This window comes from Paenibacillus sp. FSL M7-0420, from assembly GCF_038002345.1.
Classification (GTDB): Bacteria; Bacillota; Bacilli; order Paenibacillales; family Paenibacillaceae; genus Paenibacillus_AQ.
Map to the genome: position 1 here is coordinate 4,179,009 of NZ_JBBOCJ010000001.1, position 12,455 is coordinate 4,191,463.

Genomic DNA, 12,455 nt, shown 5'->3' on the forward strand with positions numbered 1-12,455 from the left:
ACAACCCGCCGCCAGGCTGTTATCCAGTGTTTTCCCATAATATATAATACTGAGTATACATAAGCAAATAATCATGCCTTTAGGAGGGCCTATATAATGAAGAAACATCACAGCACAGCAATTATTGCAGCAATGGCCGTATTTTCTATTGCACTTACCGGTTGCCGGGAGCTTCCCGGCAAGGAAGCGGCGGATAACCAGCTGGAGCAGACGATCTCCAGCAGCTTCACCCAGGAAGCGGCAGAAGCTGTGAAGCAAAGTCTCAGCGATGCCAGTGCTGCTGTCGGTGACGCCACCCTGAACATAGCAGGCAGGATTGAAGAGCAAATAAACAGCAACGGAATCAGCCGGGAGTTCTCCACCTCCTTGCCTATTGCTTCTGCTTCCGTCCTTAAGCTGGATAATGCGGTGGGGGAAGTCGCAGTAGTGCCCGCTTCAGGTGACGAGATTACTGTCCAGGCCACCGTCATTGTCCATGAACAGACAGGCCACAAGCTGGTATCCGGTGTGCTGGATCATACTGAGATTTCTATTGAACATAAAGGAGACGCTCTAATCGTCTCTGCTCATGGCGAAGGCAATTCGAAGAGGAATCTCTGGGTATGGGCGCAGCATGAGTATGGTGATTCCAACTTCAGCATTAATTATGTAATCGGGATTCCAGAGACCGTTGACCGGTTTGAGATTGATAATAATGTAGGCACCGTCCAGCTCCGCGGGCTTGAGGGGACTTTTGAGATTAACAGCAATGTCGGCAGCATCATCCTTCAAGACACCGTGTTCACAGGCAAATCCAGTGTGCAGTCAAATACGGGGAGTATTGAGCTTGGGGTATCCAGTATGACAAAGGGCAGCAGCCTCAAGGCCAAGAGCGATATTGGAAGAATCTCCGCCGATCTGTCAGCATCAACCGCATGTACGGTCAAAGCCAGCAGTGAGCTCGGCCACATCTCCGGCGCCGACAACGGTACATCGAAGGATTATAACGGCGGCGGTCCGCTGGTATCGCTAACCACGCAGATCGGAGCCATATCTGTTAAGTAGATCATTCTATAGTCACGCAAAAAGCGGGCCTTCCTGATTTCCAGGAGCCCACTTTTTGTGTTGTTCAGGCTATCGTCAGATTAACGCAATTGCCAGAAGCGTGAACAGGCTTAAGGTCAGGATCTGGCTGCCGTAGCCATAGTATCCGCCATAATAGTTACCTGCGCCGCCCGGATAGAAGGCCGAAGTTTGCATTCTGCCATTGCCCTTTGTTTTCAGATACACATTATTCCGGTCCACATCCACAATAATTCCTTCATGGCGTTTGCCGTCTGTAGTCATAATGCGTACACGCTTATCCTTGCAATGGAGACAATTATAATAAGCTTCCATCTGCTGTTTCCTCCTTAATCGTGGTTCTGTATCTTATGAGGGGAGGGATAAGCCGGTAACGGCTATCGTCACGCAGCAATTGTCTATATGTAAAATAGTTGTGAAATGAAGAACTTGTGAACATTGTGTATCAATTTTGTGTAAAAAGGGGTAATATTAAAGTAACAAAATTAATTAAACGCTTACGGTTGTGAACAATCTTCTACAATCCAAAAGGAGGCAGGAATCATGAGTACAGCAGGCAGACGTTTTATTAATGAAGGAGTACTGCGGATCGCCTGGTTTATCATTTTCGCTTCGCTCACCTACACGGTGCGCAATTATACTTGGGCCATTGTATTGCTTATGGTTGTTGCCTTGTATTCACTGGTCACGGGAGTTATCATGCTTACCCGCCGGGATGGAGACAGGGGCAGGTTTTAGCTTAACCGCACACACGGGCCTTATCACCTAAATAAAAACACTTCCTACAGAGCGTGATGCGCTGACGGAAGTGTTTTTTTGCGTTACACGAAAACGGTAAAATCGGAGTAACAGGATTTGAACCTGCGACCTCACCCACCCCAAGGGTGCGCGCTACCAGGCTGCGCTATACCCCGATATTGCAAATCAACCCATTACTTCATACTTACGTTTGCCGCATCCCTAGGATTAACATACGTTCATCTAATGCAAAATATGCCGGTAAGCGGTTACTTACTGATATACTATAAATATACCTCACTAGTTCAGCAGTTTCAAATAGAGTTTACTATTTTTATTGAGTTCAATATTTTTTTCATATCCCATTAAAATTTAATGGATTTTCCGTAAAGGCTGTGCTATACTCTTGGCACAAGGAAAGGAGGTGCGTTCACATCAAGCATGACATGCTGAACGTATCCCTTACCCGGACCAACGGCTGAATGATTAAGTCTTGGTGGCGCGGGATACGGATCAAAGTTACAAACTAGCGCCTCGGGTAGAGAGACCGTCTTCGGACGGTCTTTTTTTGTTTGCCCGCACTCTTCGCACCCGGCAAACAAATAACCGCCGAAGCCAGCGAACCTGGGGTTCGTCTGTCTTCAGCGGTTATTTGTGGAATTTGCTGTATTACTGAGCCTATTGAACCTGCTTCCAGGTCTAATTCATTTCTTCGATTATAAGATTACGATTTACGATTCTTATAAAAATCAATAATATCACTTACCGTGCGGAGCGGCTCCGCCTCCTTGTGGACAGTGTCCACGGCTGGCTTGAATGATTCATGCGTATTCGTAGTCACTTCAGTCATTCCTTTCGATAATTAAGCTAGCTGCGTCTATAGCTGCATGTCTACTTGCGGCACCTCTATTCATTACCCTAGAAAAAGGGTATTGACGCACATCTGCTCGTATTTATTTCGCTGGCAAAACTTCTTCTATGCTATCCGTTCTCGTTCGTAATTCCCGTTCCCGGTTCTCAGAACACAGCAAAAAACGCCTCCCTTACGTAATATACGTTAGAAAGACGCCAGCTATGACTCTATTCAGGCCCAAATTTACAGTTCATTCTTCTTAAGGCTTGTCTGCTCCTGCAGCCGCTTCAGCGTCTGCTTGTCCTTCATTGTCAGCTCCGCTGTCTCCAGCAGATCCGGTCTGCGTTCGAGGGTACGCTGCAGCGCCTGCTCACGCCGCCACACCTCGATATTGGCATGATGTCCGCTGAGCAGCATGTCCGGCACCTTCCAGCCCCGGAACTCTGCCGGGCGGGTATAATGCGGGTACTCCAGCAGCCCGGTGCTGAAGGAGTCGGAGATGGCAGAGGTCTCATTGCCCAGTGCCCCCGGCTGCAGACGCACTACCGAATCTATTACTGTCAGAGCGGGCAGCTCACCGCCGGTCAGTACATAGTCGCCAATCGACAGCTCGTCCGTCACCAGATGCTCACGGATTCGCTCGTCATAGCCCTCATAATGACCGCAGATGAAGATCAGATGCTGCTCCTGCGCCAGCTCTTCGGCGATCTGCTGGTTATACGTCCGGCCCTGGGGGCACATCAGAATAATACGCGGCTTCACCGCCTCTGTGTTCTCAGTGTCTGTGTCCCCTTGCTCACCGCCAGCGTTACTCTGAGCCAGCACATGCTCCACCGCTGCGAAGATCGGGTCAGGCTTCAGCACCATGCCTCCCCCTCCCCCGTAAGGCGTATCGTCCACGCTGTTATGCTTGTTGCCCGAGAAGTCGCGGAAGTTCACTGTATTCAGTGAAGCAATGCCTTTCTCACGGGCCTTACCGAGAATGCTGGTGCCGAACACGCCCTCACACATATCCGGGAACAGCGTCAGCACATCGATGCGGATCATGGAAGCAGCCCTTCCATGAGGTGCACGGTGATTTTTTTGGCTGCAATATTGACGTCCAGCACTACATCGTTAATAACCGGAATCAGAATATCCTGGCCCTTCTTAGGCTTCACTACCCAGACATCATTGGCCCCGGGCTGCAGAATCTCCGTAATCGTTCCCAGCGGCTGGCTGGCATCTTCATCCGTATAGACCTCGCAGCCTACGATCTGGTGGAAGTAATACTCGTTCTCCGGCAGCTCAACCAGATTATCACTAGGCACCTTGAGCATGCTGCCTTTGTATTTCTCAACCTCATTAATGTTCGTATACCCCTTAAGCTTGGCGATATACATCCCTTTATGCTCTCTCGCCGATTCGATCGTCACCTCGAATTTCGGGCTTCCGTCTGCGGGAATCAGCAGCAGCTTGTTACCGGCCGCGAACCGCACTTCCGGGAAATCGGTATGCGACAGGATTTTGATCTCCCCGCGAATGCCGTGCGTATTCACCAGCCTGCCTACGGTTAACTCTTCTGTCATGTGTTCATCTCCTTCACGTTGATTGCGTACAGCCTATAAATTCTTATATTTTCAACAAAAAGGAGCCGGGATATACTATCCCTAGCCCCTCCTTGTGCGCATCCTTAAGATAAAATATCCACGGTAACGCGTTTATCACTTTTGACTGCTGCAGATGTGACTACGGTACGAAGCGCTTTGGCGATCCGCCCCTGCTTGCCGATGACCTTACCGACATCATCAGGATGCACGGAGAGCTCATAGACAATCAGGTGATCCTTCTCCACGGTCCGTACGGCCACATCCTCCGGATGATCCACTAAAGCCTTAGCAATAACACCAACTAATTCTTCCATAGAGGACCCTCGCAATCAGTCATTATTTCTGAAGCTTTGACTCATGGAACTTCTTCATCACGCCAGCTTTGGAAAGCAGGTTGCGGACGGTATCAGATGCTTGTGCACCTGTCTGAAGCCATTTAAGAGCCTTCTCTTCGTCAATCTTAACGACTGCCGGTACTTCGATCGGATTATAATAACCGATTTCCTCGATAAAACGGCCGTCACGAGGAGACCGGGAATCGGAAACCACTACACGGTAGAAAGGCGCTTTATGTGCTCCCATTCTTTTCAAACGAATACGTACTGCCACGAAATTCACCTCCTTAAAAGAATATCGTTATCGATCCCTCCCAAACCCTCCCTTCCCGAAGGGAGGGCCCCAAGGGCTCTGCCCTCTGGACACCCGCTAAGTGCAACTAGCGTAGGCGTTCAGACTGGCGGGACTTGGCTGGGTTCGGCGGAAGACCGCTTTTCCTCCCTGCGGGATACGCTTGACTGGCGGCGTTCCCTGGTAACGGGGGGAAGAAATTTAAACATTAAGATCAAGGTCAAAAGATTAAGGTCAAAAGACTGTTCGATCTTCTGATGTTATACTATATCAGATCTAGGGGTAAACCTAAAACTTAAAGCTAGACCTAAACATTAAACCGTAAAGATTAAGGTCAACGGAACGGGAACTTCATTCCGCCTTTACCGGCGAGGCCCTTGAGCTGCTTCATGGCGTTCTTCTTGCCGCCCTTACCGCCTCCGCCGCCCATCATGCCGGAGAACTGCTTCATCATCTTGCGCATTTCATCGAATTGCTTGATGAGCCGGTTCACCTCAGCGACGTTGGTACCGCTGCCTGCTGCAATACGCTTGCGGCGGTTGTGGTTGATGATCTCAGGCTGAGCTTTCTCGGCCTTGGTCATGGAATGAACAATGGCTTCAACGCGGCCCATCTGCTTATCGTCCACCTTCAGGTCCTTCATGCCCTTGGCCTTATTCATGCCAGGCAGCATATCCAGAATCTGATCGATCGGGCCAAGCTTCTTCACTTGATCCATCTGCTCCAGGAAATCATCGAACGTGAACTCTGCGTTACGCATCTTACGTTCCATTTCCTTGGCTTTCTCGGTATCGATGTTGGCCTGAGCCTTCTCGATCAGCGATAGCATGTCGCCCATGCCAAGTATCCGCGAAGCCATCCGCTCAGGATGGAACGGCTCCAGCGCATCGATCTTCTCGCCGAGAGCGGCGAATTTGATCGGACAGCCGGTGACCGCCTTGACGGATAATGCAGCACCACCACGGGTGTCGCCGTCAAGCTTCGTAAGCACTACGCCGGTAAGCTCCAGCTGCTTGTTGAAGCTGTCCGCCACATTCACGGCATCCTGACCGGTCATCGCATCGACAACCAGCAGTACTTCATCCGGAGTTACTACGTTATGGATCTGCTTCAGCTCTTCCATCAGCTCTTCATCAATATGCAGGCGGCCTGCGGTATCGATGATGACATAATCCAGGTTATTATCCTTCGCATGCTGAACACCTTGTCTGGCAATCTCTACCGGACTCGTCTGATCACCCAGCGAGAAGACAGGAACCTTAATCTGTTCTCCGAGCACCTGCAATTGCTTGATCGCAGCCGGACGGTAGATGTCGGCGGCTACGAGCAGCGGGCGGTGGTTGCCCTTCTGCAGCAGCTTCGCCAGCTTACCGGAAGTGGTCGTCTTCCCCGCGCCCTGCAGACCCGTCATCATGATGACCGTCGGCGGCTTGTTCGACTTAGCCAGCTTCGCCTGGCTTCCGCCCATCAGCTCCGTCAGTTCCTTGTTAACAATATCGATGATGACCATGCCTGGCGTGAAGCTGTCCATCACTTCCGTGCCAACAGACTTCTCTTTCACCTTGGACACGAAGTCCTTGACGACCTTGAAGTTAACATCGGCTTCCAGAAGGGCCAGCCGCACTTCACGCATCGCTTCGTTTACGTCATCTTCGGATACTTTTCCTTTGCCGCGCAGTTTGCTGAACACATTCTGCAATCTTCCGGTTAATCCTTCAAATGCCATAGGCGGCTCGCTCCCTTCTTCCTACTCTAACCTCTGCAGCCGGTCCATAATTTCCATGAATTGCTGCTTATATTGCTCCGGCAGCATTCCACTGTCCGGGAATCTGCGCAGTTCTTCTAAGTACTTATTTCGGTCTTCATGCTTGGACAGGAGTCCAAGCTTCTCTTCATAATTCTCAAGGACTTGCTCCGCCCGCTTGATATGCTCGTACACAGCCTGGCGGCTAATTTCAAATTCCGCTGCGATCTCCCCCAGGGAGAAATCATCATGGAAATAATATTTGAGAAACGTCTGTTGCTTGTCAGTAAGCAGCCGTTCATAGAAAGCAAATAACAGGTTGATCCGGTTGGTTTTCTCGAGCCTATTCTCCTGACTCATTAAGGGCACTCCCTTCGTCAAGGAAAAACACTTTACAGCTTCACAACGTCCCTTATGATACCGAAAACAAAGAAAGATGTCAAGTCTTTTTACTTGTCATCTTTTTCTTTGCCCAAAACCGGCATTCCCGCCCTCAAATCCAGCACCAGTACTGCCCTATGTCTCCCGCATTAATGAATAGGGAGAATGTATAACAATACAACGAAGAAGTGCAGAACGGTTCCCGCAAGCACGAATAAATGCCAGATCGCATGATGGTACGGGAAGCCGCGCCATACATAAAACACGGTGCCCAGAGTGTACAGCAGTCCGCCAATCATCAGCAGAGTCATCCCGCCGCTGGCGACGGCCTGTGACAGAGGGCTCCAGGCGATTACGATCATCCAGCCCATCGCAATGTAGAAAACGGTGGACATGAACAGGAATTTTTTGACGAAAAAAGCCTTGAAGAAAACACCGAATACCGCCACTCCCCAAGCGATGCCGAACAACGTCCAGCCCAGCGGTCCGCGGATCGCCACCAGCATAAACGGGGTGTACGTTCCGGCAATGAATAAGTAAATCGAAGAGTGGTCAAGGAATTCAAAGAAGTCCTTCGCTTTGCCGTCTCTGAAACTATGCACCATCGTTGAATTAAAATACAGGATCAGCATAGTAGCGCCGTAAATGGAGAAACTGACTACATGCCAGGCTGTGCCGTTCTGAACAGCATATACGACCAGCAGAACCAGCGCAGCAATACTTAATAGAGCGCCGATCCCGTGTGTAACCGCATTTGCTACTTCTTCCTTGCGGCTGTAAGTGTGAGTATTTGCCATACCACGATTCCTTCCGTTTGCGGTTTCCTTCTATTATAGCCGTTTCTCCAAAGTCCTTCCAGCTTGAAGTACGCCGCAGGCAGGCCGCTGCTGCATCATTCAGTCACTTTAAGAAGCCATTATTCGCAGCTGTGCTGTTGCAGCAGGGTTCTTCAAGACTTATAGCTTGTAGAGCTCGGTATACTTCGCTTCCAGATAATCCGCCAGATAATCGGGATTCAGCGGTTCGCCTGTGACTTGCTCGATAATCTGCGAAGGGGTCAGGCTCTGGCCGTAGCGGTATACCTTGTCAGTAAGCCATTCTTTGATCGGCAGCAAGTTACCGGCGGCAATCAGCTCTTCGAATTCTGGCAGTTCCTTACGCAGGGTGTTCAGCATTTGTGCCGCATACATGTTACCCAGGGAATAGGAAGCGAAATAGCCGAAGTCTCCACCGGACCAATGAACGTCCTGCAGTACGCCAAGCGCATCCGTAGGCGGTGTAATGCCTAAGTATTCCTGATACTTCGCGTTCCAGGTCTTAGGCAGATCCTTGACTTCAAGCCCTTCATTGAAAATCAGCTTCTCAATCTCATAGCGCACAATAATATGCAGGTTATACGTCAGCTCATCGGCTTCAATCCGGATGAAGGAATTGCCTACACTATTGATCGCCCGGTAAAAGTCTTCCATCTCCACGTTCGCAAGCTGCTCCGGGAAATGCTGCTGCAGATCGCCGTAGTAACGCTGCCAGAAGGCCCGGCTGCGGCCGATCATATTCTCCCACAGTCTGGACTGGGATTCATGAATTCCCATGGATGCGCCCTGTGCCAGGGGTGTACCGATCAGCTCTTCACCGAAATTCTGCTCGTACAGGGCATGTCCGCCCTCATGCAGCGAGCTGAAGATGGAGCTGGTCACATTGTCCAGCAGATAGTTCGTGGTAATGCGGACATCGCCGGGGTTCAGCCCTGTAGCGAACGGATGTACACTCTCATCCAGACGCCCTGCCTCGAAATCATAGCCCATCTGTTCGAGTAAGAAGAGGCCGAATTTCTCCTGCTGCTCCTTAGGGAAGATCTGGCTCAGGAATCCGGTGTCCGGCTTGTTCGGCGAAGCATTGATCGCTTCGGCCAGCGGCACAAGACGGCTGCGCAGACGGGTGAAGATCGCATCCACCTTCTCAACGGTCAAATCGGGCTCGTACATATCCAGCAAAGTGTCATAACGCGAGCCTTGCACACCCCAATAATCAATGAACTCTTGTTTGAAGGCCACAATCTTGGTCAGATAAGGCTCGAAGGAGACGAAATCATTATCATCCTTAGCCTCTTCCCAGATCGTCTGCGCATGGGCGGTGAGCACCGAATATTCCTCGAAGGTCTTGGAGGGAATGCTTTTGCTGCGCTGGTACTCCTTGCGGGTATCCTTCACAATCTTATTCTGATTGCTGTCCAGCTGCTCCGCTACTTCCGGGCGGCTGAAATACGCTGTGAACGCCCCGATCTCCTCCGATACCTGGAGTCTGAATGCTTCTGCACTCAGCATACCCAGCGTGGCGGAACGGATCTCTACACCTTTGCGGGGCGCGCCTGTACGCAGATCCCAGCCCAGAAGTCCAATTGCTTCATAATAGCCTTTGATTTTAGATAATAGCTCGCTGAATTTATCCCATTGTTCCCGGACTTGCTGTTCCATGTCTGAGCACCTGCCTTGTCATTTTTTTCTACTCCTCTTGATGATACTTTTTATAATCGTTATAATCAAATTCGGGCTGTATCTCTTCAAATTTGAAGTAGTTAACGGCTCACAGGCGCGGAGACAGACTCCGCTTAAATTTTGCAATTTTTGATTACAGGAAGCCCTTTATGTTCGCGGCAAGACGCAGTACAATGGATTACAGTTTAATCTTAAGGAGGCACATGGCTTATGAGTCAGGTTACAGACATTTTAGAGTTCAACAAGCATTTTGTAGAGGAAAAAGCATATGAGAGCTATCTGACCAGCCGCTTCCCGGATAAAAAAATGCTGATCATCACCTGTATGGACACACGGCTTGTTGAGCTTCTGCCCAAAGCAATGAATTTCAAGAACGGTGATGTCAAAATCATCAAAAATGCCGGAGCCATCATCTCCCAGCCGTTCGGGAGCGTCATGCGCAGCGTAATGGTTGCGCTATACGAACTGGACGCGGACGAAGTGATTGTCGTCGGCCATTATGAATGCGGCATGGCTTCCCTGAATGCTGACCATATGATTAACTCCATCAAGGAACGCGGCGTGTCCGAGGAAGTACTCAGTACTTTGGAGAATTCGGGGATTAAGCTGACCAAATGGCTGCGCGGGTTTGACAACGTAGAGGAAGGGGTAATTCAGACTGTGGAGCTGATTAAGCGCCATCCCTTACTCCCCCCAAACGTACCTATTCACGGCATGATCATCGATCCGGCTACCGGAGCGCTTGAGCTTGTCTCGGACGGATACGCGGACTAAGGCAACTCTTTGATACTGCTGTTTGCGCGGGTCCCGGACCCGCGCTTTTTTTGTGTAAATTCTTATTTATTAAAAATTGAAACCTTAGCCTCCGCTCTGCGTATTACCGGGCAATAGCCGGGTAAACTGGGTGTTACCAATACTTCTAGGAGGTTCTTGTACTCAATGAAACCAATGAAACGTGTAATGATGATTGTTATGGCCTTCACACTGTTCTTCGCCGTCACTGTTCCTGACTTCGCAGATGCCCGCCGCGGCGGGGGCTTCAAATCAGGAAGCCGGGGCTTCACGACGACCCCGAAGAAATCAACCACTGATAATGTGAAAAAAAGCGATAGCACCAAAAGCAACACCAACGGAACTGCAGCGAACGCGAACCGCGGCTTCTTCAGCGGCGGCGGACTGATGAAAGGCCTGATGATCGGCGGAATCGCCGGCTTCCTCTTCGGCGGCATGTTCGCCGGAATGGGCGCTTTGGGCAATATTATCGGATTCATGATTAACATGCTGGCCATCTACTTCGTCGTGATGCTGATTATGAACTTCTTCAAGCGCAGACAAGAAAGACGCCGTCTGGAAGAAAGAGACGGACGCTACTAATGGGTGTTACCGTTCTCAGTATGGACGAGATTATCAACGCGATCTGCCTGCATATGGCGGAACGCAAAGCCGTACGGGTCGAGGAAGTCCAGGTTGAGCTCAGCTGGGACGAGGATACCGGCTACACCGCAGAGGTCTGGATACAGGGAAGAAGCCAGTATCTGGTGGAGTCCAACATGATTGAGTCCATTCTTCGCTACGTCCACAGCGAATACGGCATCCGTGCTTATCGTGAGGATGTACGGCTTGCGCTAGACGAAGAAATTACAGCGGTTGTGAACACGTAAGCATTGCAAGACTTGATTCGAATAAAGGGATGGCCCCGGGTAGCGGGGTCATCCCTTTATTGTCCATCCATGATAATCACAAGATATAACAATTGAACTAAGACTTTTTTATGTTTTGGGATTAGCCGTGACTCCAGAGAAGTTTTGGACTTCCGGCCGCTGTTGTATGCAGATTTCTTGATTTATCCCATTTTTAACGGTTGAAATCCGCATACAAAGGCGGTCGCTTCCGCTCCTCCAGTTCCAAAATTCCCCTCCGCCACTTTTCCCTTAATTTAAGTTTTCAAGTTCAATCTATATAACTTCTCCTCCTGACGTCAGGAACCCGGCCAGTACATCCTCCCTGCTGACCCGCGCACTGCCGCTACCGTACAGCTCAGCCCAAGGCGCACGCTGCTGCCGCAGAATCGCCGCAGTTCCTTCAGAAGTGTACTCCGCATACCTGACCGTCTGCTCACCCTCAGGCTCGCCCCAGTTATCCCAGCCTTGGGGGTGGATATGCTGGCCCATCCGGCAATCCGCAAAGACTGTCTTGGCATGCTCCCGCCATGGACGTCCCAGGTATACCGGCGCTGTTCCCGGCTCAGCACTCAGATAACATTGATTGAATACATAACCGAAGGCTTGCCCTTCAGGAGTGGAGGCAGCCGTGATATAGCCTGCATGGCCTCCGCTATTCCGCAGGCTGTGCAGCGTACAATGCTCGAAGTAGGCCGTTGCTCCGCCAAAGATATAATCTACCGTTCCCTCAATATAACAGTGCTGGTACAACTGGCGGTACTGCGCATGATGCTCCCGCAGCGGAACGCCGCCGAACAGCAGACGCTCTCTGGGGGCTGGCGGCAGCGGACCGGTGAACAGCGTGTCCTGATGGCCTTTGAACGTACAATTTCGAAATACCGTCTCATCACAATGGGCGTACACCGCCACAGCCTGCCCTACCTCGCTGCCTTGTCCCGCTGTATTGGAGACGGTCAGATTCTCCAGCACCAGCTTCCTGCCGCCCAGGAACAGGGTGGGAGTGGCAAAGGTCCCGATCTCTTCCCCCTGCTCATCCAGCTCCCGGGCATAGCGGTTCATCGTGATCTCCACTTGTCCGATGCCGATGATACGGAGACAGGAGCGGTAGACCCGCACCTCCTCCTTGTACACTCCAGGCATAATGTAGAGCGTTGCCTCTGTGTCCGGGTCCAGCCGTTCCAGGGCATCGACTGCCTCCTGAATGGTAGAGTAATCGCCTAAGCCCTCCTTGCCCACCAGCATCCCTTTTCCCATCCTCTCTTAAGACTCTAAGCCTTCGTTTAA

General features: G+C 50.7%; 15 protein-coding genes and 1 tRNA gene. 5 read left to right on the forward strand and 11 right to left on the reverse strand.

What is annotated here, in order from left to right; translation table 11 throughout:
- The first annotated feature begins 96 nt into the window (after window positions 1-96).
- Complete coding sequence (locus MKX51_RS17795) at window positions 97-1,044, forward strand: hypothetical protein (protein ID WP_340993304.1); 948 nt, start codon at window positions 97-99, stop codon at window positions 1,042-1,044.
- Window positions 1,045-1,119: 75 nt separating this feature from the next.
- On the opposite strand, the gene MKX51_RS17800 is transcribed toward MKX51_RS17795, so the two are convergent.
- Window positions 1,120-1,377, reverse strand: a complete 258-nt coding sequence (locus tag MKX51_RS17800) for a hypothetical protein (RefSeq protein ID WP_076078592.1) — start codon at window positions 1,375-1,377, stop codon at window positions 1,120-1,122.
- A gap of 228 nt (window positions 1,378-1,605) precedes the next feature.
- On the opposite strand from MKX51_RS17800, the gene MKX51_RS17805 reads away from it, so the two are divergent.
- The gene (locus tag MKX51_RS17805; RefSeq protein WP_340940043.1) at window positions 1,606-1,800 is read left to right on the forward strand and encodes a hypothetical protein; all 195 of its coding nucleotides are present in this window, start codon (window positions 1,606-1,608) and stop codon (window positions 1,798-1,800) included.
- Between the two features lie 102 nt (window positions 1,801-1,902).
- Here the strand turns inward: MKX51_RS17805 and MKX51_RS17810 are convergent.
- The 9 genes from MKX51_RS17810 to MKX51_RS17850 form a co-directional block, all read right to left on the reverse strand.
- A tRNA-Pro gene (locus MKX51_RS17810) sits at window positions 1,903-1,976 on the reverse strand.
- A gap of 920 nt (window positions 1,977-2,896) precedes the next feature.
- The gene (gene trmD, locus MKX51_RS17815; RefSeq protein WP_340995637.1) at window positions 2,897-3,697 is read right to left on the reverse strand and encodes a tRNA (guanosine(37)-N1)-methyltransferase TrmD; all 801 of its coding nucleotides are present in this window, start codon (window positions 3,695-3,697) and stop codon (window positions 2,897-2,899) included.
- The gene (rimM, locus tag MKX51_RS17820; RefSeq protein WP_076078589.1) at window positions 3,697-4,221 is read right to left on the reverse strand and encodes a ribosome maturation factor RimM; all 525 of its coding nucleotides are present in this window, start codon (window positions 4,219-4,221) and stop codon (window positions 3,697-3,699) included. The genes trmD and rimM overlap by 1 nt, the downstream gene beginning before the upstream one ends.
- 104 nt (window positions 4,222-4,325) lie before the next feature.
- Complete coding sequence (locus tag MKX51_RS17825; RefSeq protein ID WP_020432321.1) at window positions 4,326-4,556, reverse strand: KH domain-containing protein; 231 nt, start codon at window positions 4,554-4,556, stop codon at window positions 4,326-4,328.
- A gap of 22 nt (window positions 4,557-4,578) precedes the next feature.
- Window positions 4,579-4,851, reverse strand: coding sequence for a 30S ribosomal protein S16 (rpsP, locus tag MKX51_RS17830; protein ID WP_036701203.1), 273 nt, complete (start codon window positions 4,849-4,851; stop codon window positions 4,579-4,581).
- A 352-nt stretch (window positions 4,852-5,203) separates the two neighbouring features.
- Window positions 5,204-6,595 carry a signal recognition particle protein gene (gene ffh / locus MKX51_RS17835; protein WP_036701200.1) on the reverse strand — a complete coding sequence of 464 codons (1,392 nt, stop codon included), beginning with the start codon at window positions 6,593-6,595 and terminating at the stop codon, window positions 5,204-5,206.
- Window positions 6,596-6,616: 21 nt separating this feature from the next.
- Window positions 6,617-6,973, reverse strand: a complete 357-nt coding sequence (locus MKX51_RS17840; RefSeq protein ID WP_036733556.1) for a putative DNA-binding protein — start codon at window positions 6,971-6,973, stop codon at window positions 6,617-6,619.
- A gap of 170 nt (window positions 6,974-7,143) precedes the next feature.
- Window positions 7,144-7,791 (reverse strand): PAQR family membrane homeostasis protein TrhA, encoded by a 648-nt coding sequence (gene trhA, locus MKX51_RS17845; protein WP_340993305.1) that lies wholly within the window; start codon window positions 7,789-7,791, stop codon window positions 7,144-7,146.
- Window positions 7,792-7,950: 159 nt separating this feature from the next.
- A complete protein-coding gene (locus MKX51_RS17850) occupies window positions 7,951-9,468 on the reverse strand; it encodes a carboxypeptidase M32 (protein WP_340993306.1) in 1,518 nt (505 codons plus the stop codon).
- Window positions 9,469-9,699: 231 nt separating this feature from the next.
- Between MKX51_RS17850 and MKX51_RS17855 the strand changes: the two genes are divergently transcribed.
- The 3 genes from MKX51_RS17855 (at window position 9,700) to MKX51_RS17865 (ending at window position 11,150) form a co-directional block, all read left to right on the forward strand.
- The gene (locus MKX51_RS17855) at window positions 9,700-10,263 is read left to right on the forward strand and encodes a beta-class carbonic anhydrase (protein WP_036733547.1); all 564 of its coding nucleotides are present in this window, start codon (window positions 9,700-9,702) and stop codon (window positions 10,261-10,263) included.
- A 165-nt stretch (window positions 10,264-10,428) separates the two neighbouring features.
- On the forward strand, window positions 10,429-10,863 hold the full coding sequence (locus MKX51_RS17860; protein ID WP_340940038.1) for a hypothetical protein: 435 nt from the start codon (window positions 10,429-10,431) through the stop codon (window positions 10,861-10,863).
- On the forward strand, window positions 10,863-11,150 hold the full coding sequence (locus tag MKX51_RS17865; protein WP_340993307.1) for a YxcD family protein: 288 nt from the start codon (window positions 10,863-10,865) through the stop codon (window positions 11,148-11,150). Before MKX51_RS17860 ends, MKX51_RS17865 begins: the two co-directional genes overlap by 1 nt.
- 294 nt (window positions 11,151-11,444) lie before the next feature.
- On the opposite strand, the gene MKX51_RS17870 is transcribed toward MKX51_RS17865, so the two are convergent.
- Entirely contained in the window at window positions 11,445-12,413 is a 969-nt protein-coding gene (locus tag MKX51_RS17870) for a pectinesterase family protein (protein WP_340993308.1), read from the reverse strand.
- Window positions 12,414-12,455 lie beyond the last annotated feature (42 nt).

Coding starts and splice junctions, on each gene's coding strand:
- MKX51_RS17795 (WP_340993304.1), top strand. CDS start 97: ATGAAGAAACATCACAGCACAGCAATTATTGCAGCAATGGCCGTATTT.
- MKX51_RS17800 (WP_076078592.1), bottom strand. CDS start 1,377: ATGGAAGCTTATTATAATTGTCTCCATTGCAAGGATAAGCGTGTACGC.
- MKX51_RS17805 (WP_340940043.1), top strand. CDS start 1,606: ATGAGTACAGCAGGCAGACGTTTTATTAATGAAGGAGTACTGCGGATC.
- rimM (WP_076078589.1), bottom strand. CDS start 4,221: ATGACAGAAGAGTTAACCGTAGGCAGGCTGGTGAATACGCACGGCATT.
- MKX51_RS17825 (WP_020432321.1), bottom strand. CDS start 4,556: ATGGAAGAATTAGTTGGTGTTATTGCTAAGGCTTTAGTGGATCATCCG.
- ffh (WP_036701200.1), bottom strand. CDS start 6,595: ATGGCATTTGAAGGATTAACCGGAAGATTGCAGAATGTGTTCAGCAAA.
- MKX51_RS17840 (WP_036733556.1), bottom strand. CDS start 6,973: ATGAGTCAGGAGAATAGGCTCGAGAAAACCAACCGGATCAACCTGTTA.
- trhA (WP_340993305.1), bottom strand. CDS start 7,791: ATGGCAAATACTCACACTTACAGCCGCAAGGAAGAAGTAGCAAATGCG.
- MKX51_RS17850 (WP_340993306.1), bottom strand. CDS start 9,468: ATGGAACAGCAAGTCCGGGAACAATGGGATAAATTCAGCGAGCTATTA.
- MKX51_RS17855 (WP_036733547.1), top strand. CDS start 9,700: ATGAGTCAGGTTACAGACATTTTAGAGTTCAACAAGCATTTTGTAGAG.
- MKX51_RS17860 (WP_340940038.1), top strand. CDS start 10,429: ATGAAACCAATGAAACGTGTAATGATGATTGTTATGGCCTTCACACTG.
- MKX51_RS17865 (WP_340993307.1), top strand. CDS start 10,863: ATGGGTGTTACCGTTCTCAGTATGGACGAGATTATCAACGCGATCTGC.
- MKX51_RS17870 (WP_340993308.1), bottom strand. CDS start 12,413: ATGCTGGTGGGCAAGGAGGGCTTAGGCGATTACTCTACCATTCAGGAG.